23 protein-coding genes and 1 tRNA gene are annotated in these 20,487 nt (G+C 70.8%); 9 read left to right on the top strand and 15 right to left on the bottom strand.

The genetic code is table 11. The features are described from left to right. The first annotated feature begins 18 nt into the window (after positions 1 to 18). The 7 genes from ACH4D3_RS15835 to ACH4D3_RS15805 all read left to right on the top strand — a co-directional run bounded on the left by ACH4D3_RS15835 (position 19) and on the right by ACH4D3_RS15805 (position 5,280). Complete coding sequence (locus tag ACH4D3_RS15835) at positions 19 to 483, top strand: hypothetical protein (RefSeq protein ID WP_398322103.1); 465 nt, start codon at positions 19 to 21, stop codon at positions 481 to 483. Positions 484 to 499: 16 nt separating this feature from the next. Continuing rightward, on the top strand, positions 500 to 667 hold the full coding sequence (locus ACH4D3_RS15830) for a hypothetical protein (protein ID WP_398322100.1): 168 nt from the start codon (positions 500 to 502) through the stop codon (positions 665 to 667). A gap of 90 nt (positions 668 to 757) precedes the next feature. Further along, entirely contained in the window at positions 758 to 1,660 is a 903-nt protein-coding gene (locus tag ACH4D3_RS15825) for a bifunctional DNA primase/polymerase (protein ID WP_398322097.1), read from the top strand. A gap of 86 nt (positions 1,661 to 1,746) precedes the next feature. Continuing rightward, entirely contained in the window at positions 1,747 to 2,085 is a 339-nt protein-coding gene (locus ACH4D3_RS15820) for a hypothetical protein (RefSeq protein ID WP_398322094.1), read from the top strand. Further along, entirely contained in the window at positions 2,082 to 3,482 is a 1,401-nt protein-coding gene (locus ACH4D3_RS15815) for a phage/plasmid primase, P4 family (RefSeq protein WP_398322091.1), read from the top strand. The genes ACH4D3_RS15820 and ACH4D3_RS15815 overlap by 4 nt, the downstream gene beginning before the upstream one ends. 227 nt (positions 3,483 to 3,709) lie before the next feature. Beyond that, positions 3,710 to 3,919: a helix-turn-helix transcriptional regulator gene (locus tag ACH4D3_RS15810; RefSeq protein ID WP_398322088.1), complete on the top strand. Its 210-nt coding sequence runs from the start codon at positions 3,710 to 3,712 to the stop codon at positions 3,917 to 3,919. Beyond that, complete coding sequence (locus ACH4D3_RS15805; protein ID WP_398322085.1) at positions 3,916 to 5,280, top strand: tyrosine-type recombinase/integrase; 1,365 nt, start codon at positions 3,916 to 3,918, stop codon at positions 5,278 to 5,280. Before ACH4D3_RS15810 ends, ACH4D3_RS15805 begins: the two co-directional genes overlap by 4 nt. 152 nt (positions 5,281 to 5,432) lie before the next feature. Here ACH4D3_RS15805 and ACH4D3_RS15800 read toward each other — a convergent pair. Continuing rightward, positions 5,433 to 5,514: transfer RNA gene (locus ACH4D3_RS15800), tRNA-Tyr, on the bottom strand. 235 nt (positions 5,515 to 5,749) lie between these two features. On the opposite strand from ACH4D3_RS15800, the gene ACH4D3_RS15795 reads away from it, so the two are divergent. Further along, complete coding sequence (locus tag ACH4D3_RS15795) at positions 5,750 to 6,238, top strand: YajQ family cyclic di-GMP-binding protein (protein WP_109034166.1); 489 nt, start codon at positions 5,750 to 5,752, stop codon at positions 6,236 to 6,238. 107 nt (positions 6,239 to 6,345) lie between these two features. Here the strand turns inward: ACH4D3_RS15795 and ACH4D3_RS15790 are convergent, their stop codons facing one another. Beyond that, positions 6,346 to 6,612 carry a GlsB/YeaQ/YmgE family stress response membrane protein gene (locus ACH4D3_RS15790; protein ID WP_398322082.1) on the bottom strand — a complete coding sequence of 89 codons (267 nt, stop codon included), beginning with the start codon at positions 6,610 to 6,612 and terminating at the stop codon, positions 6,346 to 6,348. 139 nt (positions 6,613 to 6,751) lie between these two features. Here ACH4D3_RS15790 and ACH4D3_RS15785 point away from each other — a divergent pair, with 139 nt between their 5' ends. Next, the gene (locus tag ACH4D3_RS15785; protein WP_398322079.1) at positions 6,752 to 7,996 is read left to right on the top strand and encodes an APC family permease; all 1,245 of its coding nucleotides are present in this window, start codon (positions 6,752 to 6,754) and stop codon (positions 7,994 to 7,996) included. Positions 7,997 to 8,102: 106 nt separating this feature from the next. Here ACH4D3_RS15785 and ACH4D3_RS15780 read toward each other — a convergent pair whose 3' ends face one another. The 13 genes from ACH4D3_RS15780 to ACH4D3_RS15720 all read right to left on the bottom strand — a co-directional run bounded on the left by ACH4D3_RS15780 (position 8,103) and on the right by ACH4D3_RS15720 (position 20,449). Then, positions 8,103 to 8,696: an SMI1/KNR4 family protein gene (locus tag ACH4D3_RS15780; RefSeq protein ID WP_398322076.1), complete on the bottom strand. Its 594-nt coding sequence runs from the start codon at positions 8,694 to 8,696 to the stop codon at positions 8,103 to 8,105. A gap of 97 nt (positions 8,697 to 8,793) precedes the next feature. Further along, positions 8,794 to 9,210: a YccF domain-containing protein gene (locus ACH4D3_RS15775; RefSeq protein ID WP_003974337.1), complete on the bottom strand. Its 417-nt coding sequence runs from the start codon at positions 9,208 to 9,210 to the stop codon at positions 8,794 to 8,796. After that, complete coding sequence (htpX, locus tag ACH4D3_RS15770; protein WP_164279660.1) at positions 9,207 to 10,070, bottom strand: zinc metalloprotease HtpX; 864 nt, start codon at positions 10,068 to 10,070, stop codon at positions 9,207 to 9,209. The genes ACH4D3_RS15775 and htpX overlap by 4 nt, the downstream gene beginning before the upstream one ends. A gap of 214 nt (positions 10,071 to 10,284) precedes the next feature. Beyond that, a complete protein-coding gene (locus ACH4D3_RS15765; RefSeq protein WP_398322072.1) occupies positions 10,285 to 11,832 on the bottom strand; it encodes an NADH-quinone oxidoreductase subunit N in 1,548 nt (515 codons plus the stop codon). Next, positions 11,829 to 13,439 carry an NADH-quinone oxidoreductase subunit M gene (locus tag ACH4D3_RS15760; RefSeq protein WP_398322069.1) on the bottom strand — a complete coding sequence of 537 codons (1,611 nt, stop codon included), beginning with the start codon at positions 13,437 to 13,439 and terminating at the stop codon, positions 11,829 to 11,831. Before ACH4D3_RS15760 ends, ACH4D3_RS15765 begins: the two co-directional genes overlap by 4 nt. Before the next feature lie 6 nt (positions 13,440 to 13,445). Further along, the gene (locus ACH4D3_RS15755) at positions 13,446 to 15,440 is read right to left on the bottom strand and encodes an NADH-quinone oxidoreductase subunit L (protein ID WP_398322067.1); all 1,995 of its coding nucleotides are present in this window, start codon (positions 15,438 to 15,440) and stop codon (positions 13,446 to 13,448) included. After that, a complete protein-coding gene (gene nuoK / locus ACH4D3_RS15750) occupies positions 15,437 to 15,829 on the bottom strand; it encodes an NADH-quinone oxidoreductase subunit NuoK (RefSeq protein WP_011029757.1) in 393 nt (130 codons plus the stop codon). Before nuoK ends, ACH4D3_RS15755 begins: the two co-directional genes overlap by 4 nt. Beyond that, positions 15,829 to 16,437: an NADH-quinone oxidoreductase subunit J gene (locus ACH4D3_RS15745; protein ID WP_398322064.1), complete on the bottom strand. Its 609-nt coding sequence runs from the start codon at positions 16,435 to 16,437 to the stop codon at positions 15,829 to 15,831. Before ACH4D3_RS15745 ends, nuoK begins: the two co-directional genes overlap by 1 nt. Then, positions 16,434 to 17,012 carry a NuoI/complex I 23 kDa subunit family protein gene (locus ACH4D3_RS15740; protein WP_398322061.1) on the bottom strand — a complete coding sequence of 193 codons (579 nt, stop codon included), beginning with the start codon at positions 17,010 to 17,012 and terminating at the stop codon, positions 16,434 to 16,436. Before ACH4D3_RS15740 ends, ACH4D3_RS15745 begins: the two co-directional genes overlap by 4 nt. Next, positions 17,012 to 17,980, bottom strand: a complete 969-nt coding sequence (locus ACH4D3_RS15735) for a complex I subunit 1 family protein (protein ID WP_003974345.1) — start codon at positions 17,978 to 17,980, stop codon at positions 17,012 to 17,014. The genes ACH4D3_RS15740 and ACH4D3_RS15735 overlap by 1 nt, the downstream gene beginning before the upstream one ends. Then, positions 17,977 to 19,359, bottom strand: coding sequence for an NADH-quinone oxidoreductase subunit C (locus tag ACH4D3_RS15730; RefSeq protein ID WP_398322058.1), 1,383 nt, complete (start codon positions 19,357 to 19,359; stop codon positions 17,977 to 17,979). Before ACH4D3_RS15730 ends, ACH4D3_RS15735 begins: the two co-directional genes overlap by 4 nt. Next, positions 19,356 to 20,018 (bottom strand): NADH-quinone oxidoreductase subunit B, encoded by a 663-nt coding sequence (locus ACH4D3_RS15725; RefSeq protein ID WP_398322055.1) that lies wholly within the window; start codon positions 20,016 to 20,018, stop codon positions 19,356 to 19,358. The genes ACH4D3_RS15730 and ACH4D3_RS15725 overlap by 4 nt, the downstream gene beginning before the upstream one ends. Beyond that, entirely contained in the window at positions 20,009 to 20,449 is a 441-nt protein-coding gene (locus ACH4D3_RS15720; RefSeq protein ID WP_059299971.1) for an NADH-quinone oxidoreductase subunit A, read from the bottom strand. Before ACH4D3_RS15720 ends, ACH4D3_RS15725 begins: the two co-directional genes overlap by 10 nt. Positions 20,450 to 20,487 lie beyond the last annotated feature (38 nt).

Raw genomic sequence — 20,487 nt, 5'->3', positions numbered from 1 at the left:
GGCCGGAAGGGATTCCGCATGTACCCCGAACAGGCCCTGCACGTTCCCGCACAGCGGGCCGTCGAAGTCCACCAGCCCACCCCCTACCCGCCCGCCGTTCCCGTGTCGGCGCCCCTCGTACCGGTCCAGCCGAACGCCGTTCCGGCCGTGGCGAGCATCGTCCTGCCGGACGGCCGCGTCGTCACCGGCTACGCCATCAACCCCGCCCAGCCCGAGTCGGTCGCCGTCAAACCGGCCGTCTCCCGCACGGCCGTGAACGTCGCCCTCGGGGGTGCCGGGTTCCTCGCGGTGTGCGGCGGGCTGCTCCTGCTCACCTCGTTCATCGCCGCCCTCACCGCCTTCATCACGCAACTCATCATCCTGGCCGCCGTGATCTTCGGCGGGTGGATCGCCGTACAGATCTTCAGCACGCGCGGTCACCGGGGCGGCACCACCGTGAACATCCGCAGGGCCACGTTCAAGCGCAACCACTTCCACGGCTGACCAGGAGGAACCCCGCGTGTCCGACGATGACCCGTACTGCGACGACTGCGCCGCCTACGGCTGCCCCGGTCACGAGATCTGCGACCGGTGCTCGGGCGACATCTGCACCGAGTGCGGCGGCTGCGACTGCCCCGACTCATCCTGCCCCGGCTACGTCGCCCACTACACCGGCACCGACCTCTAGCTACGCCAAGGGCGGCCCCCCTCATCTCGCCAAAGATCACGGAGCCGCCCTTGCCAGCCAGCACCACCAAGGGAACTGGAGACCTCCAGCATGACCCATGACCCTCGATCCGCGCTGCTGTCCGCAGCACTGGACGCCGCCGCACGCGGCTGGCACGTCTTCCCCCTGCGCCCCGGCACCAAGCGGCCCGCCCTGCACGGCGAGACCGCCTGCCCCGGCGACGGCCCGTGCGCGCGCGGGCATCTGAAGTGGGAGGACCGGGCGACGACCGACCCGGACCGCATCCGTGCCGCCTGGTCGCGGGCGCCGTACAACGTCGGTGTGGCGACGGGCCCGTCCGGGCTGGTCGTCATCGACCTGGACGTGCCCAAGGACAACAGCAATGGGGACGCGCCTTGCGGCGCGGCGACCTTCGCGGCGCTCTGCGAGCGCGCCGGCCACGCCGTCCCCGACACCTACCGCACCCGGACTGCGAGCGGCGGACAGCACCTGTACTTCGCCGCCCCGTCCGGGTTGCGGCTGGCCAACACCGCGGGAACCGTGGCTGTTTCGGTCGACACCCGCGCGTGGGGTGGCTACGTCGTCGCCGCGGGCAGCGCCCTGCCCACCGGAACCTACGAGGCGCTGTGCGCCCCGGAGACGGCCGCACTGCCCGGATGGCTGCTGAGCATCCTGCAACCCGCCCCCGCCCGCCCGGCGGGCCCGTTGCGGCTTCCTGCGGTGAACGGGAGCCGGGCGGCCGTCGCCGCGCTGAACGCCGAATGCGCGAACGTGACCGCAGCACCGGAAGGACTGCGTAACGCCACGCTGAACCGCAGCGCGTTCAAGGTGGGGCGGTTCGTCGCGTGGGGCGACCTCCCCCGCCAGGTGGCAGAGGACGCCTTCCAAGCGGCAGGCGAGGCCGTGGGACTCACCGCTGCCGAGTGCACCACCACCATCCGCAGCGCCCTGGACAGCTCCCTGCGCACCGCCCAACCCCGGGAGGCGGCATGAGCATCCCCGGCCGCCCCCGCTTGGAAGGCCAACCGACACCACCCACCGACCCGCACGCCGCCCGACCGGGCCCCGCACGGGCAGCCGTGGGCGAGCCGAAAGGCGCCGCCCGCAAGGGCGTCGTCACTGCCCTTCGCTCGAACCGGTTCCAGGCCCGGGACGTGCGCCCGGACGCCGACCCGACTCCGGACCGGCCCGGCATCCGCGTCTACGCCCCGCCCGTCTACCGGCACCACTACGACGGCGCCCGCTGGTCCACCCGCCACGGCGCCACCCCGACCGCCGCCTACGCCTGCCCCTGCGGCGAAACCCGCACCGCCACCGGCGCGGACGCGGTGGCCGCGCTGGTCACCGAGTACGCCGCACACCAGCACTTCTGCACCGGCACGCCTACTGCACCTTCGGAAGGGAGGGCCGCCGCATGATGGACACCCGCACCCCGGAGCAAGGCGAGGAACTGCCGCCGCCGTCCAACCCCCTGGCCGTCGCCCGCCGACTCCTGCCCGACTGGCAGACCGAGGACGGGCAACTCGTGTGCAGGCGCTGGCGTGCCTCGTGGATGCGCTGGAACGGCTCCTGCTGGCGTGAGATGGACGACGCCCAGATCCGCGCCGCCATGTACACGCGCCTTGAGCACGCCGTGTTCCAGGCACCGGGCAAGGACGGCCAGCCCGAACAACGCGACTGGGCGCCGACCAAGCAGAAGATCGGCAACCTGCTCGACGCCCTCGGGGCCATCACCCTCCTGCCCACCGACACCGACGCCCCCGCCTGGATCGACGACCACGGCGACACCGGGCAGGACCACGGCCCCATCGTCGCCTGCGAAAACGGGCTGCTGCGCATCCGCGACCGGGCGCTGCTGCCGCACGGCCCCGGGTTCTTCAACCTGGTCTCCGTGCCGTTCGCCTACGACCCGGACGCCACCGCCCCCACCTGGGAACGGTTCCTCGCGCAGATCTGGCCGGATGCCCCGGACGCCATCGCCGCTCTTCAGGAATGGTTCGGCTACGTCCTATCCGGACGCACCGACCAGCAGAAGATCCTTCTCGTCGTCGGCCCGTCCCGGTCCGGCAAGGGCACCATCGCCCGGGTGCTGAAGATGCTGGTCGGCAAGGAGAATCTTGCCGGGCCGACCTTGGCAGGTCTCGGTACCAACTTCGGCCTGTCCACGCTGGTCGGCAAGCCGCTCGCGGTCATCTCCGACGCCCGCCTGTCCGGCAATGACAACAGTCAGGTCGTGGAGCGGCTGCTCACCATCTCCGGTGAGGACACGATCGACATCGACCGCAAATACCGGCAGCCCTGGACCGGCAAGCTCCCGACTCGGCTGATGATCCTTTCCAACGAGCTGCCGCACTTCGGAGACTCTTCCGGAGTCATCGCCCGTCGCTTCGTCCTGCTCAACATGACCGTCTCGTGGCTGGGCAAGGAAGACCCCACCCTCACGGACAAGCTCATCGCGGAGATGCCCGGCATCATCAACTGGGCTCTCGACGGGCTGGCCCGTCTGGAAGCCACGGGCCGGATTACGGAACCTGTATCCAGTCGCGAGGCAGTCACGACCATGCAGGACACCGCCTCGCCCACGTCCGCCTTCCTGCGAGAGCGTTGCGCCGTCGGTCCGGCTTGCACCGTACCCGTGGACAACCTATGGGCTGCCTGGCGGGAGTGGGCCGAGGACAACGGCGTCCGCGCCGGCAACAAGCAAGTCTTCGGTCGCAACCTGCTCTCCGTCGTCCCCCAGCTCAACCGCACCCGGCCACGTGCCCCCTCGGGCGAGCGGATCGCCACGTACCACGGCATTGCTCTCGCCGGTTGAGCGCACATTCTGCCGGGTCGCGGCCCATCGCGACCCAACCTTTCTGAGCTGGGGTCTTTCCCCAGCCTCGTCTCATCGCATCGTGGCCCACACCGTCCAGAGGTGGGCCACGGTGAGCCTCACAGAGACGCCACAAAGCAGCAGGTCACAGACTTGGGCCGCGATGGGTCGCGACCCACAGCAATGTGCCGCGAACTGTTCCGCCCCTCAGGCATGGAGATCCCCAGATGACCACGCTTGCCCGTCGCCACCGCGCTCCCAAAGACGAGTTGATCCCTCTGCCGGACGTTCTAGAAGAACTCGGCATCAGCCGCCCGACTTGGTACCGCTGGCGTAACCGCGGTTTCGCTCCCGAGGCACGCCGTACGCCGTCCGGCCGCATCTGCGTACGCCGCAGCGTCCTGGACGCCTTCAAAGACGAGTTGGAGGCCGCGTGACCGAGTGGAGCTACACCGTCAAGTTCTGGGCCATCCGTAAGCGCAACTACCGGAAGCCGTACCAACTGCGATGGATGGTGGGCACTCGCGAACACGCGGAATCCTTCCTCACGCAAGGGCTGGCCGACAGCCGCCGCTCGGAACTCATGATGGCGGCCCGAAAGGGCGAGCCTTTCGACGTGGAGAGCGGCCTCCCGAAGTCCATGGTCGACCAGAACCGAGATATCCCCTGGTACGACCATGCGCGCAATTACATCGCGATGAAGTGGGATGACTCCCCCGGCAACACCCGGCGGACGTTGGCCGAAGCCATGGCGACCGTGACACCTGCGTTCGTGAAGGACACCAAGGGCATGCCCGACGCCCGGACCGTTCGAAGCGCTCTGTACGGGTGGGCGTTCAACAAGAACCGGTGGGAGGAAGAGCCGCCGGCCGAGGTGGCGCAGGTCCTAACCTGGTTCCAGCGAAAGTCGCTGCCCACGTCGGCCCTCACGGACCGGCTGTTGGTGAGAGCCGCGCTCAGGGCCTTGTCCAAGCGGCTGGACGGTAAGACGGCTGCCCCGGGGACCATCAGCCGCAAGCGTGCGATCTTGTACAACTCCCTTGAGTTCGCGGTCGATGCCGAGTTACTGACGGACAACCCATTGGACCGCGTCAAGTGGAAGGCACCCGAACAGGTCACGGAGGAAGTGGACCCGGCATGTGTCCCGAATCCGGCGCAGGCCGCCAAGCTACTGACTGCCGTGCGTGACCAGAGCAAGCGGGGGCGTCGCCTCACCGCATTCTTTGGCTGCATGTACTACGCCGCCGCACGGCCCGCGGAAGTGATCGGCCTACGGGTCACGGACTGCGATCTGCCCCGGCGAGGATGGGGCGTGCTCCGGCTCCATGAGACACGCCCTCGTTCCGGCACCGCGTGGACGGATAGCGGCGAGGCTCACGAGAAGCGAGGCTTGAAGCACCGTCCCCGGAAAGCCGTGCGACCCGTGCCGATTCCGCCAGAACTGGTTGCGTTGCTGCGGTGGCACCTCACCGCCTACGGCACGGCCCCGGACGGCCGTGTCTTCCAGACGCTGAGAGGTGGACTCGTACAGGACACCGGATACGGGGAGGTCTGGGCGGAAGCGCGCTCTCGCGCCCTGACTCCGGCCGAGCTGCAATCGGCATTGGCCAAGCGTCCTTATGACCTTCGTCACGCGGCAGTGTCGACCTGGCTCAGCTCGGGTGTGGAACCGCAACTCGTGGCTGAGCGGGCCGGCCATAGCGTCGCTGTGCTGTTTCGCGTCTACGCCAAGTTCCTCAAAGACGGCGACGACGCAGCCAACGCGAAGATCTCCGCACGGCTGGGACGGAGCCTCTAACGGGGCGAGAGCCCGTCCGCGCTCCGTCCGTGAGGCGCGAGACGGAGCGTTCGAACGCGAGACAGGGTGAGACACCCGGCCCTTCGGGAAGATGCGCGAAGAAGAGCCCGTGACCTGCTGAAACAGCAGGTCACGGGCTCTTCTTTCCCGTGTGGCGGCGCCAGGATTCGAACCTGGGAAGGCTGAGCCGGCAGATTTACAGTCTGCTCCCTTTGGCCGCTCGGGCACACCGCCGGGGTTTGCTGCCCGTCGAACCGCTCTTCGGCGGCGCTCCGTGGCAACGACGTAAACAATACCTGATGCGGAGGGGTGCTTCGCCACCCGATTGATCGCCGCTCGGATCGCGGCGGGTGGCTAGGCTTGTCCGGATGCGGCCGAGGACCCCGCGGGGCCCGGCGGCCGCCGACGTATGCCGGTACGGACCCGATACGCGGCCCGACACGCACCCAGATACAAGGAGCCACAGGACATGGCCGACTCCAGTTTCGACATCGTCTCGAAGGTCGAGCGGCAGGAGGTCGACAACGCCCTCAACCAGGCCGCCAAGGAGATCTCGCAGCGCTACGACTTCAAGGGCGTGGGCGCCTCGATCTCGTGGTCCGGGGAGAAGATCCTCATGGAGGCCAACTCCGAGGACCGGGTGAGCGCGGTCCTCGACGTCTTCCAGTCCAAGCTGATCAAGCGCGGCATCTCGCTCAAGGCTCTGGACGCGGGCGAGCCCCAGCTCTCCGGCAAGGAGTACAAGATCTTCGCGTCGATCGAGGAGGGCATTTCCCAGGAGAACGCGAAGAAGGTGGCCAAGCTCATCCGCGACGAGGGCCCCAAGGGCGTGAAGGCCCAGGTGCAGGGCGAGGAGCTGCGGGTCTCCTCGAAGAGCCGGGACGATCTGCAGACCGTGATCTCTCTGCTGAAGGGCCAGGACTTCGACTTCGCGCTGCAGTTCGTCAACTACCGGTGAGCTGCCGAGCGGGCGACGCGGTGGCTCGGCGGCGCGCAGGCCTTCGTTGACGGAAAAGGGTGGGCACCCCGGCGGTGTCCACCCTTTCTCGTCCGGCCCGCGCGCTTTCAGTCGCGCGAGTTGCCGAACAGGAGCCGGTAGGCGACCAGGAGCGCCAGCGAACCGCCGATCGCCGCCGCCCAGGTGGCGCCGTCGTAGAAGTCCTTGCTGATCGGGTGGTCCAGCCAGCGGGCCGATATCCAGCCGCCGAGGAAGGCGCCCGCGATGCCGATGAGGGTGGTGCCGATGAGCCCTCCGGGGTCGCGGCCCGGCAGCAGGAACTTGGCGATGGCTCCGGCCAGCAGTCCGAGGATGATCCAGCTGATGACGGTCATGCCGTGACCCTGCCCTTTCTTCCTGCGCCCACACTGTGCCAGTGCTGCGGGCCCGTTCCTCCGCGGTGTTCATGTCCTCTTGGTGGAGAGGACGTTCCGACCGCGCCGGGTGGTTGCGCTGATCAGTAGGGTGCGACCCATGACACCTGCGGGTTCCGGTCTGCGTCGCACTCTCGGCCTGGGCGACGCCGTCGTCGTCGGACTCGGTTCCATGATCGGCGCCGGGATCTTCGCCGCCCTGGCACCGGCGGCCGGTGCCGCCGGCTCCGGTCTGCTCCTCGCCCTCGCCGGGGCAGCCGTCGTCGCCTACTGCAACGCCCTGTCGTCGGCCCGGCTGGCCGCCCGCTATCCGGCCTCGGGCGGCACCTACGTCTACGGGCGTGAACGGCTCGGGGAGTTCTGGGGCTATCTCGCGGGCTGGTCCTTCATCGTCGGGAAGACGGCCTCCTGTGCTGCGATGGCGCTCACTGTGGGCGCGTACGTCTGGCCGGAGCAGGCGCACACCGTGGCGGTCGCCGCCGTGGTGGCGCTGACCGCGGTGAACTACGGCGGCATCCAGAAGTCCGCCTGGCTGACGCGGGTGATCGTGGCGGTGGTTCTCGCTGTCCTCGCTTCCGTGGTGGCGGTGTGTCTCGGGTCCGGGCGGTCCGACGCCGGTCGGCTGGACATCGGCATGTCGGGCGGGGCGGGCGGGGTCCTGCAGGCGGCCGGTCTGCTGTTCTTCGCGTTCGCGGGATATGCGCGCATCGCGACCCTCGGTGAGGAGGTGCGGGATCCGCGGCGCACCATTCCGCGCGCGATTCCTCTGGCGCTGGGCCTCACCCTGGCGGTGTACGGGTGTGTCGCGGTGGCTGTCCTTTCCGTGCTGGGTCCGGCCGGTCTGGGGCAGGCGACGGCGCCCCTGGCCGACGCGGTGCGGGCGGCCGGTGTGCCGGAGCTGGTGCCGGTCGTGCGGGCGGGCGCTGCCGTGGCCGCGCTGGGCTCGCTGCTGGCGCTGATCCTGGGCGTTTCCCGGACGACGCTGGCCATGGCCAGGGACCGTCATCTGCCCCAGGCGCTGGCCGCGGTGCACCCGCGTTTCCAGGTGCCGCACCGGGCCGAACTGGCCGTGGGCGCGGTGGTCGCGGTCCTGGCGGCGACGGTGGACGTGCGTGGGGCGATCGGCTTCTCCTCCTTCGGTGTGCTGGCGTACTACGCGGTGGCCAACGCGTCGGCCTGGACGCTCGACCCGTCACGGCTGTCGCGGGTCGTACCGGCGTCGGGGCTGATCGGGTGCGTGGTGCTCGCGTTCTCGCTTCCTGCGGTGTCGGTCGTCGTGGGAGTGGGTGTGCTGGCGGTGGGTGTGGTGGCGTACGGGGTGCGGGGGCAGCAGACCTCGCGGTGAAGGGCGACTGGTGCCGCGGGGGCCGCGCGTCGGGGACCCGTCCGCGACGGCCGAGTGTCGGCACCTCGGGGTAGGTCCTGACGGGCGGGGCTCGGCCGGCCTCCGCTCAGGAGGCCTGTGCGGGCGACGGGCCGGTCGGGACGGGCCGTCTTCCGGTGCGCAGGGGGAGGGCGGCCCACGGGGTCGGTTCCGGGCCCTCGTGGGCCTCCTCGTACCAGCCCGTGCCCTCGATCCAGGTGCGCAACCAGTCGTCGAGGCTCGGCGCGTCGACGTACCAGGCGTGGTCGACGTCGCCCGCGTTGGGCTCGAAGAGGAGGACGGTGGCCTGCGGGGAGCGGCAGTCGACGCACGCGTACATCGCGCAGCCCCAGTGGGATATGGGCAGGACGCCCTCGGGCCAGGGCCAGTCCGGCTCCTTCGCAGCACTGTCCCGGTAGGCCAGGTACTGGGCCACGGCGGCGGGCTCGCCCGAGGGCGCGTTGTCGAGCAGCGGCAACAGGCCGTACACCGGGCCGAATCCGCCGTCTCCTATGCGCAGGTACAGCTCGGCGAGCAGTGCGGGGAGAGGAAAGCCCAGGGCGGCCTCGGCGCGGGCCCGCGCCTCCCCGTCCACGGGCTCGGGCAGGGAACCCCAGCCCCACGGTCGGGTGCTCCGCGCCTTGGCGGCCACCCTTTCCAGCAACTGCTCGCTCTCGGTCATGGATTCATGATGCGGGCCGCCACTGACATCCGGGCGGGCCTGTGGACAACCCGGAAGTTGTGGACAACGAGGGCCGCGAGGGCCCACGAAGGCCCCCTTACCAACCGGTCCGCTGCGTCGCTGCCGCGGCCGTGAACGGCTGGTCCGTGCGCACGATCTCGCGGCCCAGCGGGAGCAGGGAGACGGGGATCAGCTTGAAGTTGGCGATGCCGAGCGGGATGCCGATGATCGTGACGCACAGCGCGATGCCGGTGACGATGTGACCGAGGGCCAGCCACCAGCCGGCGAGGACGAGCCACAGCACGTTTCCGATGCAGGAGGGTGCTCCGGCGCCGCGCCGCTCGACCGTCGTGTACCCGAAGGGCCACAACGCGTAGACGCCGATGCGGAAGGCCGCTATGCCGAAGGGGATGCCGATGATCGTGATGCAGAGGAGCGCGCCCGCGAGCAGGTAGCCGAGGAACAGCCAGAAGCCGCTGAGCACGAGCCAAATGACGTTGAGGATGGTCTTCACTGCTGACGACCTGCCATCTTTTCGAGTCGGGCGATTCGCTCCGCCATGGGCGGATGGGTCGAGAACATCTTCGAGAGCCCCTGTCCCGGGCGGAAGGGGTTGGCGATCATCATGTGGCTGGCGGTCTCGAGCCGGGGCTCGGGTGGCAGCGGAAGCTGCTTGGTGCCGAGTTCCAGCTTCCGCAGGGCACCCGCGAGGGCGAGCGGGTCGCCGGTCAGCTGGGCGCCGGAGGCGTCGGCCTCGTACTCCCGGGAGCGGCTGATCGCCAGTTGGATGACCGTGGCGGCGAGCGGTCCGAGCAGCATGATGAGGAGCATGCCCAGCAGACCGGGTCCGTCATCGTCGTTGGACCGTCCTACGGGGATCAGCCAGGCGAAGTTGACCAGGAACATGATGACCGAGGCCAGGGCGCCGGCGACGGAGGAGATCAGGATGTCGCGGTTGTAGACGTGGCTCAGTTCGTGCCCGATGACGCCGCGCAGTTCGCGCTCGTCCAGCAGGCGCATGATGCCCTCGGTGCAGCACACGGCCGCGTTGCGCGGGTTGCGGCCGGTCGCGAAGGCGTTCGGGGCGTCCGTCGGCGAGATGTACAGGCGGGGCATCGGCTGCCGGGCCTGGGTGGAGAGCTCGCGGACCATGCGGTACAGCGCCGGGGCCTCGAACTCGCTGACCGGGCGCGCGCGCATGGCGCGCAGGGCGAGTTTGTCGCTGTTCCAGTACGCGTACGCGTTGGTGCCCAGGGCGACGAGGACGGCGACGACGAGCCCCGCTCGGCCGAAGAAGCTGCCGATGACGATGATGAGCGCGGACAGTCCCCCGAGGAGTACTGCGGTCCTGAGCCCGTTGTGCCGGCGGTGCACGGTACGCCCTCCAAGTCGTGCAGCAGGGGAACCCTTTGCTTGCTGGTCTCGCTCGCTGTGGTTGCTTCCCGGTCTCCGATGCCACCGGTGCCGTGGTGACACGTCCAGTGGACCCTTCTGTACTGGTCAACGCCAGGCGAGGGCCGCCAGTTCCCTGGTGCCCGGCGCGGGGCGTGTGGTCCGTACGGGTGACGGGCGTGGCGGGCGGCTGCGTTCAGAAGAGCCCGGTGTCGGCGAAGCGCAGGATCAGCTGGGGTGCTCCGGAGAGGGCGACGGCGAGGACCGCCGTCACGGTGATCGCGGCGGTGAGGGGGGCAGGGGCGCGGTGACCGGCCGTCGCGTCCTCGGGGGTCCGGAACAGGAGCGCCGTCCATTGGAGGTAGTAGAAGAGCGCGATCACGACGTTGACGGCCATGACGACGGCCAGCCAGCCGAGTCCGGCGTCGACGGCCGCGGAGAAGACCGTGACCTTGGCGAAGAGGCCGATGATGCCGGGCGGCAGTCCGGCGAGGCAGAGCAGGAAGAAGGCCAGGAGCAGGGCGGTGAGGGGGTTGGACGCGTACAGGCCGCGGTAGTCCGCCACGCGGTTCAGGGCCTTGGTGCGGCCGACGAGCGCGGCCACCGCGAAGGCGCCCAGGTTCACCGCGGCGTACATGAGCGCGTAGGCGACGGTGGAGCCGACGGAGTGTTCGGGGTCGTCGGAGTACGCGGCGGCGGCGATCGGCACCAGGAGGTAGCCGGCCTGGCCGACGGACGACCAGGCGAGCAGGCGTACCGCGCTGTACGCGCGCGTGGCCTGCTGCCGGAGGGCGCCGACGTTGCCGACCGTCATGGTGAGTGCGGCCAGTGCCGCGAGGGCGGGGCCCCAGACGTCGGCGTAGGACGGCAGGGCGACGACCGTGACCAGGATGAGGCCGGAGAAGCCGACCGCCTTGCCGATCACGGACAGGTAGGCGGCGATCGGCAGGGGGGCGCCCACGTAGGTGTCGGGCACCCAGAAGTGGAAGGGGACGGCGGCCGTCTTGAAGGCGAAGCCGACGAGGGTGAGGACGACGCCGGTCTGGGCGAGGGTGGTGAACTGCCCGTCGACGTGCTGGATGCGGTCCGCCACCTGGGTGAGGTAGAGGGTGCCGGTGGTGGCGTAGACGAAGCTGATGCCCATGAGGCTGACCGCGGTCGCGGTGACCGAGGACAGGAAGAACTTCAGGGCCGCTTCGGAGGACCTGCGGTCGCCCTGCCGGAGACCGACGAGGGCGAAGGCGGGCAGGGAGGCGACCTCCAGGGCGACGATCAGCGTGGCGAGGTCGCGGGAGGCGGGCAGAAGAGCGGCGCCGGCCGCGGAGGAGAGCAGCAGGAACCAGAACTCGCCCTCGGGCAGTCTCCGGTCGGCGTCCTTGACCGCGGTGACGGACAGCAGGGCGGTCAGCAGGGCACCGCCGAGGACGAGGAACTGGATGGCGAGGGTGAAGGTGTCCGCGGTGTAGCTGCACACGCCGGGCTCGCCGGCCTGGCAGAACGTCGAGCGGTCGTCGTTCACCAGCGGCAGCAGCATGAGGGCGGCGGCAGCGAGTCCGGCGACCGAGATCCAGCCGAGCAGCGGCTTGCGGGCGTCCTTGACGAACAGGTCGGTGACGAGGACGACGAGCCCCACGACCGCCGTGATGGTGGGCGGCGCGATGGCGAGCCAGTCGACCGACTGCACGAGGTTCTGGGCCAGCGGCTGTGCCAGGGGCTCCGCGAGAGGCTGGGCCGGGGAGCTCATCGGGTGCCTCCTGAGAGGAGCTGCTGCACGGCCGGGTCGGTCAGCCCGAGGAGGGTCCTGGGCCACAGTCCGGCGACGACGGTGAGGGCGACGAGCGGCGTCCAGGCGGCGAACTCGTAGGTGCGCACGTCGGCGAACTTCGGCTGCGGGGCCTCCTGCGGTACGGCGCCCATGCAGACGCGGCGGACCACGATCAGCATGTACGCGGCGGTCAGCAGGGTGCCGAAGGCGGCGATGGCCATGAAGGTGAGGAAGGCGGGGCGGCTGAGGTCGTCGTGCGGGTCGAAGGCACCGAACAGGGCCAGCATCTCGCCCCAGAACCCGGCCAGGCCGGGCAGCCCGAGCGAGGCGACCGCGGCGAAGGCGAGCAGTCCGCCGAGGCGAGGCGCCTTGCCGTACAGGGCGTGGCCGGACTCCTCGGCAAGGGCGTCGAGGTCGGTCGTTCCGGTCCGGTCCTTGAGCGCGCCGACCACGAAGAAGAGCAGGCCGGTGATGAGGCCGTGGGCGATGTTGGCGAAGAGGGCGCCGTTGACGCCGGTCGGGGTCATGGTCGCGACGCCGAGCAGGACGAAGCCCATGTGGCCGACGGAGGAGTAGGCGATGAGGCGTTTGAGGTCGCCCTTCGCACCCCTTCTGGCGAGGGCCAGGCAGGCCAGGGAGCCGTAGATGATGCCGACGACGGCGAAGGCGGCGAGGTAGGGCGCGAAGACGCGGAAGCCCTCCGGTGCGGCCGGGAGCAGGATGCGGATGAAACCGTACGTGCCCATCTTCAGCAGGACGCCGGCCAGCAGGACCGAGCCGACGGTCGGCGCGGCGGTGTGGGCGTCGGGCAGCCAGCTGTGCAGCGGCCACATCGGAGTCTTCACCGCGAGCCCGAGCCCGATCGCCAGAACGGCGATGACCTGCACGGATGTGGTCAGCGACCGGCCGTTGTCAGTGGCGAGTGCCACCATGTCGAATGTGCCCGCCGTGATTCCGATCAGGAGCAGGCCGAGCAGCATGACGACGGAGCCGAGGAGCGTGAAGAGGATGAATTTCCAGGCGGCCCCGGCCCGTCCCTCGCCGCCCCAGCGGGCGATGAGGAAGTACATCGGGATGAGGACCATCTCGAAGGCGAGGAAGAAGAGGATCAGGTCGAGGACGGCGAAGGTCGCGAGGGTACCTGACTCCAGAACGAGAAGCAGCGCGACGAACGCCTTCGGGCTCGGGCCCTGGCCCGGGCCCCGCGGTGCCAGCCGCTCGTGTCGCTGCTTGAAGTACGAGTAGAGCGCGCAGAGGAAGGTCAGCAGCGCGGTCAGGACCAGCAGGGGGAGGGAGATGCCGTCGATGCCGAGGTGGATGCGTACGTCGAGTGCGGGGATCCAGCTGATGTCCGTGCTGGCCTGCATCTTCGACGGATGGTCGTGGTCGAAGCCGAGCACGAGGACGACCGCCGCGAGGAGGACAGCGCCGGTGACGGTGACACCGTGTCGCAGCACGGCCTGCTCGGGTGACTTCCCCTTCAGTCCGGGCGGCGCCGGCAGGAGGGCGGCGACGGCACCGAGGAGCGGGCCGACGACGAGGAACGCGAGAAGGACCTGCATCACGGACTCGTTGATATCGATCACGTCTGCTCACGCTCCCGCGGCGACGAGGACGGCGGCGACCGCGAGGACGACGGTGCCGGCGAGCAGCGCGCTCACATAGGTCTGCACATTGCCGGTCTGGGCACGTCGTACGGCGGCCCCGAGCAGGCGGGGCAGGGCGCCCGCCGCGTGTACGTAGGTGTCGACGACCTCGCGGTCGAGGAACCGGACGAGGCGTGCGCCTGCCTGGACCGGGCGGACGAAGAGGGTCGCGTACACCGCGTCCAGGTGGAAGCCCGCGGCCGCGTGCCGGTGCACCGGGCCCAGCAGGAGCCGTCCCGGATCCGACGGGTCGGGCGCGGAGGCCAGGTCTCCGTAGGCGGCCCGGTGGGCGGCGATCGCCTCGGCCTCCACCAGGCCGGCGTCGCCCTCGGGGTGGGCCGCGACGGCGCCCAGCGGGGTGCGGTCGGCCAGCGCCGTGGTGTGCCGCCAGGCGGCGTAGGTGACGATGCCGCCGACCAGGGCCACGCCCGTGCCGAGCACGGAGGTGGTCAGGGTCGGGGTGAGGTCCTGGCCGTCGAACCAGTCGGGCAGCAGGCGGAAGGCGAGTCCGCCCAGTGCGAGTGAGGGGAGGGCGAGCACCCAGAGCACGGCGTTCATGACCAGCGGCTGCCTGCCGTGGTCGGGAGCTTCGGCACCCCGGCCGCGGAAGGCCAGCAGCCACAGGCGGGTCGCGTAGGCAGCGGTGAGCAGGGCCGCGATCAGACCGGCGACCAGCACGGTCCAGCCAGCGGCGCCGGGCGCGTGCTCGGTGTGGCCGGTGGCGACGTGCTCCGCGGCACCGAGGACGGACTCCTTGGAGAAGAAGCCGCTGAAGGGCGGGATCGCGGCGAGCGCGAGCAGGGCCACGGTCATCGTCCAGTAGGCGTCCGGGACGCGGTCGCGCAGGCCCCGCATCCGGGACATGGCGGCCAGCGAGTTGGTGCCGGCAGCGTGGATGATCACGCCGGCGGCGAGGAACAGGAGCGCCTTGAAGGCGCCGTGCGAGAGGAGGTGGAAGACGGCGGCACCCCGGTCGCCCGTGGCCAGGGCGCCGGTCATGTAGCCGAGCTGTCCGATCGTCGAGTAGGCGAGGACGCGCTTGATGTCGTCCTGGGCCAGGGCGGCGAGCGCGGATCCGACCATCGTGACGGCGGCCATGACGGCGAGGACGACCATCGCGGCCCGCGAGGCCTCGAAGAGCGGAAGGAGCCGGGCGACGAAGTACACACCGGCGGCGACCATCGTCGCGGCGTGGATCAGCGCGGAGACGGGCGTTGGGCCCGCCATCGCGTCGGGAAGCCAGGTGTGCAGCGGGAACTGCGCCGACTTTCCCGCGACACCGGCCAGGAGCAGCAGCGCGATCAGCGTCGGGTGGTCGAGCGAGCCGCTCGCGACCGCTCCGAGGATCTTGGTGATGCGGAAGGAGCCCGCCTCGGTGGCCAGCGCCAGCAGACCGATCAGGAAGGGGACGTCGCCGAGCTTGGTGACCAGGAAGGCCTTGAGGGAGGCGGCGCGCGCCTCCGGGGTCTCCCAGTAGTGGCCGACCAGGAAGTACGAGCAGATGCCCATGACTTCCCAGCCGACCAGCAGCACCATCAGGTCGCCGGAGTAGACGACGAGGAACATGGCGGAGGTGAACAGGGAGACGAGAGCGGCGTACGAGGCGTAGCGCGGGTCGTCGCGCAGGTATCCCGTGGAGTAGATCTGCACGCAGGTGGCGACGGTGCCGACCAGGACGGCGACGAGGGCGGCGAAGCCGTCGATGTGCAGGGCGAGTTCGACGGGGACCGAACCGGTGGGCGTCAGCTCGGTGACCGCGTCGAGGGCCCGGCCACCGCCCTGGCGCGCCGCGACGAGAGCGGCGAGGACGAGGGCCGCCAGCGTCGGCAGGACGGCGAGGGGGCGTACGAAACCGGGGGCCGACCGACCCAGGAGGAGACCGGCGACTGCCCCGAGGAAGGGAAGGAGGGGGACGAGTACGGCGAGGGTGGTCGTGGTCACGCGGTGGCCTCAGCCTTCTCGGCGGCCGTCCCGGTCGCGGGGGTGTCGGTGTCGGGGCCGTCCGGCTCGTGGCCCTCGGCGGTGTCGCGGAGCTTGTCGATGTCCGAGGTGCCGCGGTTGCGGTGGACGGCGAGGACGATCGCCAGGCCTATGCCGATCTCGGCGGCCGCGATGGCGATCGTGAACAGGGTCAGGGCCTGGCCGGAGTGCAGGGTCTCCTCCGCGGCCCTGCTGAGCCAGACGTCGAAGGCGACCAGGTTGAGGTTGACGGCGTTGAGCATCAGCTCGACCGACATCAGGACCAGGATCGCGTTGCGGCGGGCGAGGACGCCGTAGAGGCCCGTGCAGAAGAGGAGGGCGGAGAGGACGGCGGGATAGGCGAGGTGCATCAGCGGGCACCGCCCGTCCGGGATGTTCCGGGCCGGGAGGTTCCGGGCCGGGACGCTTCGTCGGCGCGGGTCGCCTTGGCCTTGCGGGACAGGACGATGGCGCCGACCAGGGCGGCGAGGAGAAGCACGGAGAGCGCTTCAAAGGGGAGGACCCAGTTCTGGAACAGGCTCGCCCCTGTGACGGCGGTGGAGCCCGCGGCCGGGCCGTCCAGGTCGATCCAGGTGGTGCGGAAGGCGTCGACGACGACCCACACCAGGGCCGCAGCGGAGGCCACGGCCACGGTGAGGGCGGCCCAGCGGTTGCCGGAGTCGGCGTCCGGCGACCGGCCGATGGGCGCCCGGGTGAGCATCAGCCCGAACAGGATGAGGACCACCACGGCACCGACGTAGATGAGGACCTGGACCCAGGCGATGAACTCCGCGGTGAGCAGCAGGTATTCGACGGCGAGTCCGCCCAGGGCCACCACCAGCCACAGGGCCGCGTGGACGAGCCGGTGGGTGGTCACGGTGACGACGGCGGCCGCGAAGGTGACCAGGCCGACGAGGAGGAAGGCGATCTCCACGCCGGTCGGGGACAGGAAGCCGTGGGATGCGGCGGCGAGCGTCATGTCCGGTCCTCCTGCCCGGGCTGGTCCGGCTGCCCGGGCTGGTCCGGCTGCTGCTGCGCGGCCAGCTTGTCGGCGGCCTTGCGGGCGGCGGCGAGTTCCTTGGGCTCCTCCGCGCCGGGGTCTAGGGCGGGCGGGGCCGGCACGGTCCACATCCACTCGCGGAGCTTGTCGCGCTCGTGGGTGAGGTCGCGGATGTCGGTCTCGGCGTACTCGAACTCCGGGGACCAGAACAGGGCGTCGAAAGGACAGACCTCGATGCAGATGCCGCAGTACATGCACAGGGCGAAGTCGATGGCGAAGCGGTCGAGGACGTTGCGGCTGCGGTCGCGTCCGCCGGGGGTGGCCGCGGGGACCGTCTCCTTGTGGGAGTCGATGTAGATGCACCAGTCGGGGCACTCGCGGGCGCACAGCATGCAGACCGTGCAGTTCTCCTCGAACAGGCCGATCACGCCGCGGGTACGGGGCGGCAGTTCGGGCTGGGCGTCCGGGTACTGCTCGGTGACGGTCTTGCGCGTCATCGTGCGGAGCGTGACGGTCAGGCCCTTGGCGAGGCCGCTGCCGGGGACGGGGGCCATTACGCGATCACCACCTTGACGATGCCGGTGAGGGCGATCTGGGCGAGGGAGAGGGGGACGAGGAGCGTCCAGGACAGTTTCTGGAGCTGGTCCTCGCGCAGGCGCGGGTAGGTCACGCGGAGCCAGATCACGACGAAGGCGAGGACGGCCGCCTTGAGCAGGGTCCACACCCAGCCGAGTCCGTCGGCGCCCCAGGGGCCGTGCCAGCCGCCCAGGAAGAGGACGGTGGTCAGACCGCACAGGACGACGATTCCGGCGTACTCGGCGAGGAGGAACAGGGCGAAGCGCAGGCCGGTGTACTCGGTGTAGGCACCGAAGATGATCTCCGAGTCGGCGACCGGCATGTCGAACGGGGGCCGCTGCAGTTCGGCGAGCCCCGCGACGAAGAAGACGATCGCGCCGACGATCTGCCAGGGCAGCCACCACCACTCGAAGGCGTCGAGGATGCCGACGAGGGAGACCGTGCCGGCCGCCATGGCGACGGAGGCCGCGGTCAGCAGCATCGGGAGTTCGTACGCGAGGAGTTGGGCGGCGGTGCGCAGGCCGCCGAGGAGGGAGAACTTGTTGGCCGATGACCAGCCCGCCATGAGCGAGCCGAGGACGCCCACGCCCATGACGGCGAGGACGAAGAAGACGCCCGCGTCGACGACCTGACCGACCGCGCCCTCTCCGGGCCCGACCGGGATGGCCAGGAGGACCAGAAGGTACGGCAGCAGGGCCACCGCCGGAGCGAGCTGGAAGATGCGGCGGTCCGCGTCGGCGGGGACCACGTCCTCCTTCTGCGCGAACTTCACGCCGTCCGCGACGAGCTGGGCCCAGCCGTGGAAACCCCCCGCGTACATCGGGCCCAGGCGACCCTGCATGTGGGCCATCACCTTGTGCTCGGTCTGGCCGACTATCAGGGGGAACGCGAGGAAGACGACGAAGACGACCAGAAGGCGCAGGGTGACGTCGAGCGCGTCGTTCACTGCCGGCCTCCCGGGGGGTTGGGTGGGTTCGGAGGGTTACCGGGGGCTTCGGTGCCGCCCGGGGTGTCGGACTCCGCTTCCGGTGACTCGGTGGACGCCTCCGGCTCCTCCGACTCCTCCGCCGCCTCCGGCTCCCCCGCCGCCTCCGGCTCCCCCGCCCCGTCGGGCTCGTCGAACGCCGGGCGGGCGTGGTGCCACGGGGCGTCCGGGCTGCGCGGTGTCGAGGGCGCCGGCTTCGGGGCCGGTTCCTCCGCGGGCGAGGAGCCGGTGCCGTCGCCGCCCCGGGGGGCGCTGCCGGAACCCGCGTCGTCCGGCTCCCCGGCGGCGGAGGCCTCCCGCTGGCTCGCCGAGCCCTGTGACGCACTCCGGCTGCGACGGGGGCCGCCGGCGCCGGGTGACCGTCCGGTCGGCAGGGCACCGGTGTCGGTGACGTCCCCCTGCCCAGCAGCCGTGTCGGCGGTGGGCCCGTCCGTCGGACCGGCCGCCCGCTGGGAGGCGGAGCCCTGGCTCGCACTGCGCGACCGCCGCGGCGCCGGTCCGGTCGCCGGTGCGGCCGCCGGTGCGGCCGTCGGTGCGGCCGTCGGTGCCGTCGTCGGTTCGCCGGCCGGGGAGGTCTGGCCGGCCGAGCCTTCGGCCGCCGTGCGGGAGCGGCGCGGCGCGGCCGGAGTCTCGGTGCCGGGAGCCGTCTGGCCGACGGAGCCCTCGGCGGCCGTACGGGTCCGGCGGGCCGGGCGTTCGCCTGCCCCGCGGACCGGTCGCTCTCCCGCCGCTCGCCCCGCACCGCGTGCCGGGCGGGCCGGAGCGGGCGGCAGCTGGCCCTTCAGCGGGCCCCACTCGTTGGGGTCGGGGACGCCCGGCGGCAGCATCTGGCGGCGACGGGGGCCGCCGTGATCGGACTCGCCCGGCTCCTTGGCCCCGGGCCAGGCCTTGGCGACGCGTGCGGCGAGGACGAAGTCCTTACGCAGCGGGTGGCCCTCGAAGCCCTCCGGAAGGAGCAGGTGGTCCAGCGCGGGATGGTCCTCGAAGGCGACACCGAACATCTCGTGGGTCTCGCGCTCGTGCCAGGCCGCGCCCGCGTACACCCCGACGGCGGTGGGCAGAGCCGGGGCGTCGTGCGGGACGGTCGTGCGCAGCAGCAGCCTGCGTACCGGCCCCAGCGCCGCGACGTGCGCGGCGACGCGAAACCCGGTGCCCGGTTCGTCGACCGCGCTCAGCCAGTCGAAGTACGTACAGCCCAGCCGGTCACGCGCCGTCTCCAGGGCGGTGATCCATGAGGCGGGCGGCACGTCGACGGTCAGGAGGGCGTACGACTCCTCCGCCGTGGCGCCCGTGCCGAAGAGCTCCTCGACGCCGGCGGGCAGCCAGCCGACCGCCGTCATCGGCCTCGCCCCGCATCCGAGCCTGAGCCCTGGTCTGCGTCCGCGTCCGTGTCCGCGTCCGTGTCCGTGTCCGGCGGTCGTACAAGCCCGCTCCGCAGCGCCGCCGTCGACGGCCGGGGCGAGACGCCGTACCGCTCCCCCAGGGACTCTCGCGCGATCTTCTCCTGGAGCTTGAGGATCCCCTGGAGCAGCGCCTCGGGACGCGGTGGGCAGCCGGGAACGTAGACGTCGACGGGGATGATCTGGTCGACGCCCTTCGTCACGGAGTAGGAGTCCCAGTAGGGGCCGCCGCAGTTGGAGCAGGCGCCGAAGGAGATGACGTACTTCGGCTCGGGCATCTGCTCGTACAGGCGCTTGACGGCCGGTGCCATCTTGTCGGTCACCGTGCCCGAGACGACCATCAGGTCGGCCTGGCGGGGACCGGGCGCGAACGGGATGACACCGAGCCGGATGAAGTCGTGGCGGGCCATCGACGCGGCGATGAACTCGATCGCGCAGCAGGCGAGGCCGAAGTTGAACACCCAGAGCGAGTAGCGGCGGCCCCAGTTCAGGACGACCTTCATCGGCTCCGGGGCGAGGCGGGCGAGGGTGCCCAGCCTCTTGGGCTCGGGGAGCGGCACGGGTGCGGGGTCGGCGGGTGCGCCGGGGTTCACGTCCACGACAGGACGCCCTTCTTGTATGCGTACAACAGACCCACGGCCAGGAATCCGAGGAAGATGAACATCTCCACGAGGGTCGTGGCCCCGTAACCAGGGTCGGCGAAGACCGTCGCCCAGGGGAAGAGGAAGATCGAGTCGACCGCGAAGATGACGTAGAGGAACGCGTAGACGTAGTAGCGGACCTGGGTGTGCGCCCAGCCCTCTCCGACGGGGTCGACACCGCACTCGTACGTGAGCAGTTTCTCGGGCGTCGGGACCACCGGTCGCAGCAGCCGCCCGGCACCGAAGGCCACGGCGACGAAGAGCACCCCCACGACGGCGAGCAGGCCGACGACCGAGTAGGACTGGAAGTAGTCCGCGGCGAGCCCGACGGTCGCATCGGCGGTGGTCACGGCGCCGGCGGTCGCGTCGCCGACGGTCGGTTCCGGCACGTGCGCCCCTCGCTCCCTGTCGTGAACCTCGTGAACGC

Origin of the sequence: Streptomyces sp. NPDC018026 (assembly GCF_044327745.1) — a bacterium.
Classification (GTDB): domain Bacteria; phylum Actinomycetota; class Actinomycetes; order Streptomycetales; family Streptomycetaceae; genus Streptomyces; species Streptomyces rubrogriseus.
Note: the sequence above shows the minus strand (reverse complement) of the source record. Positions and strands in the feature narration are given on the sequence as shown.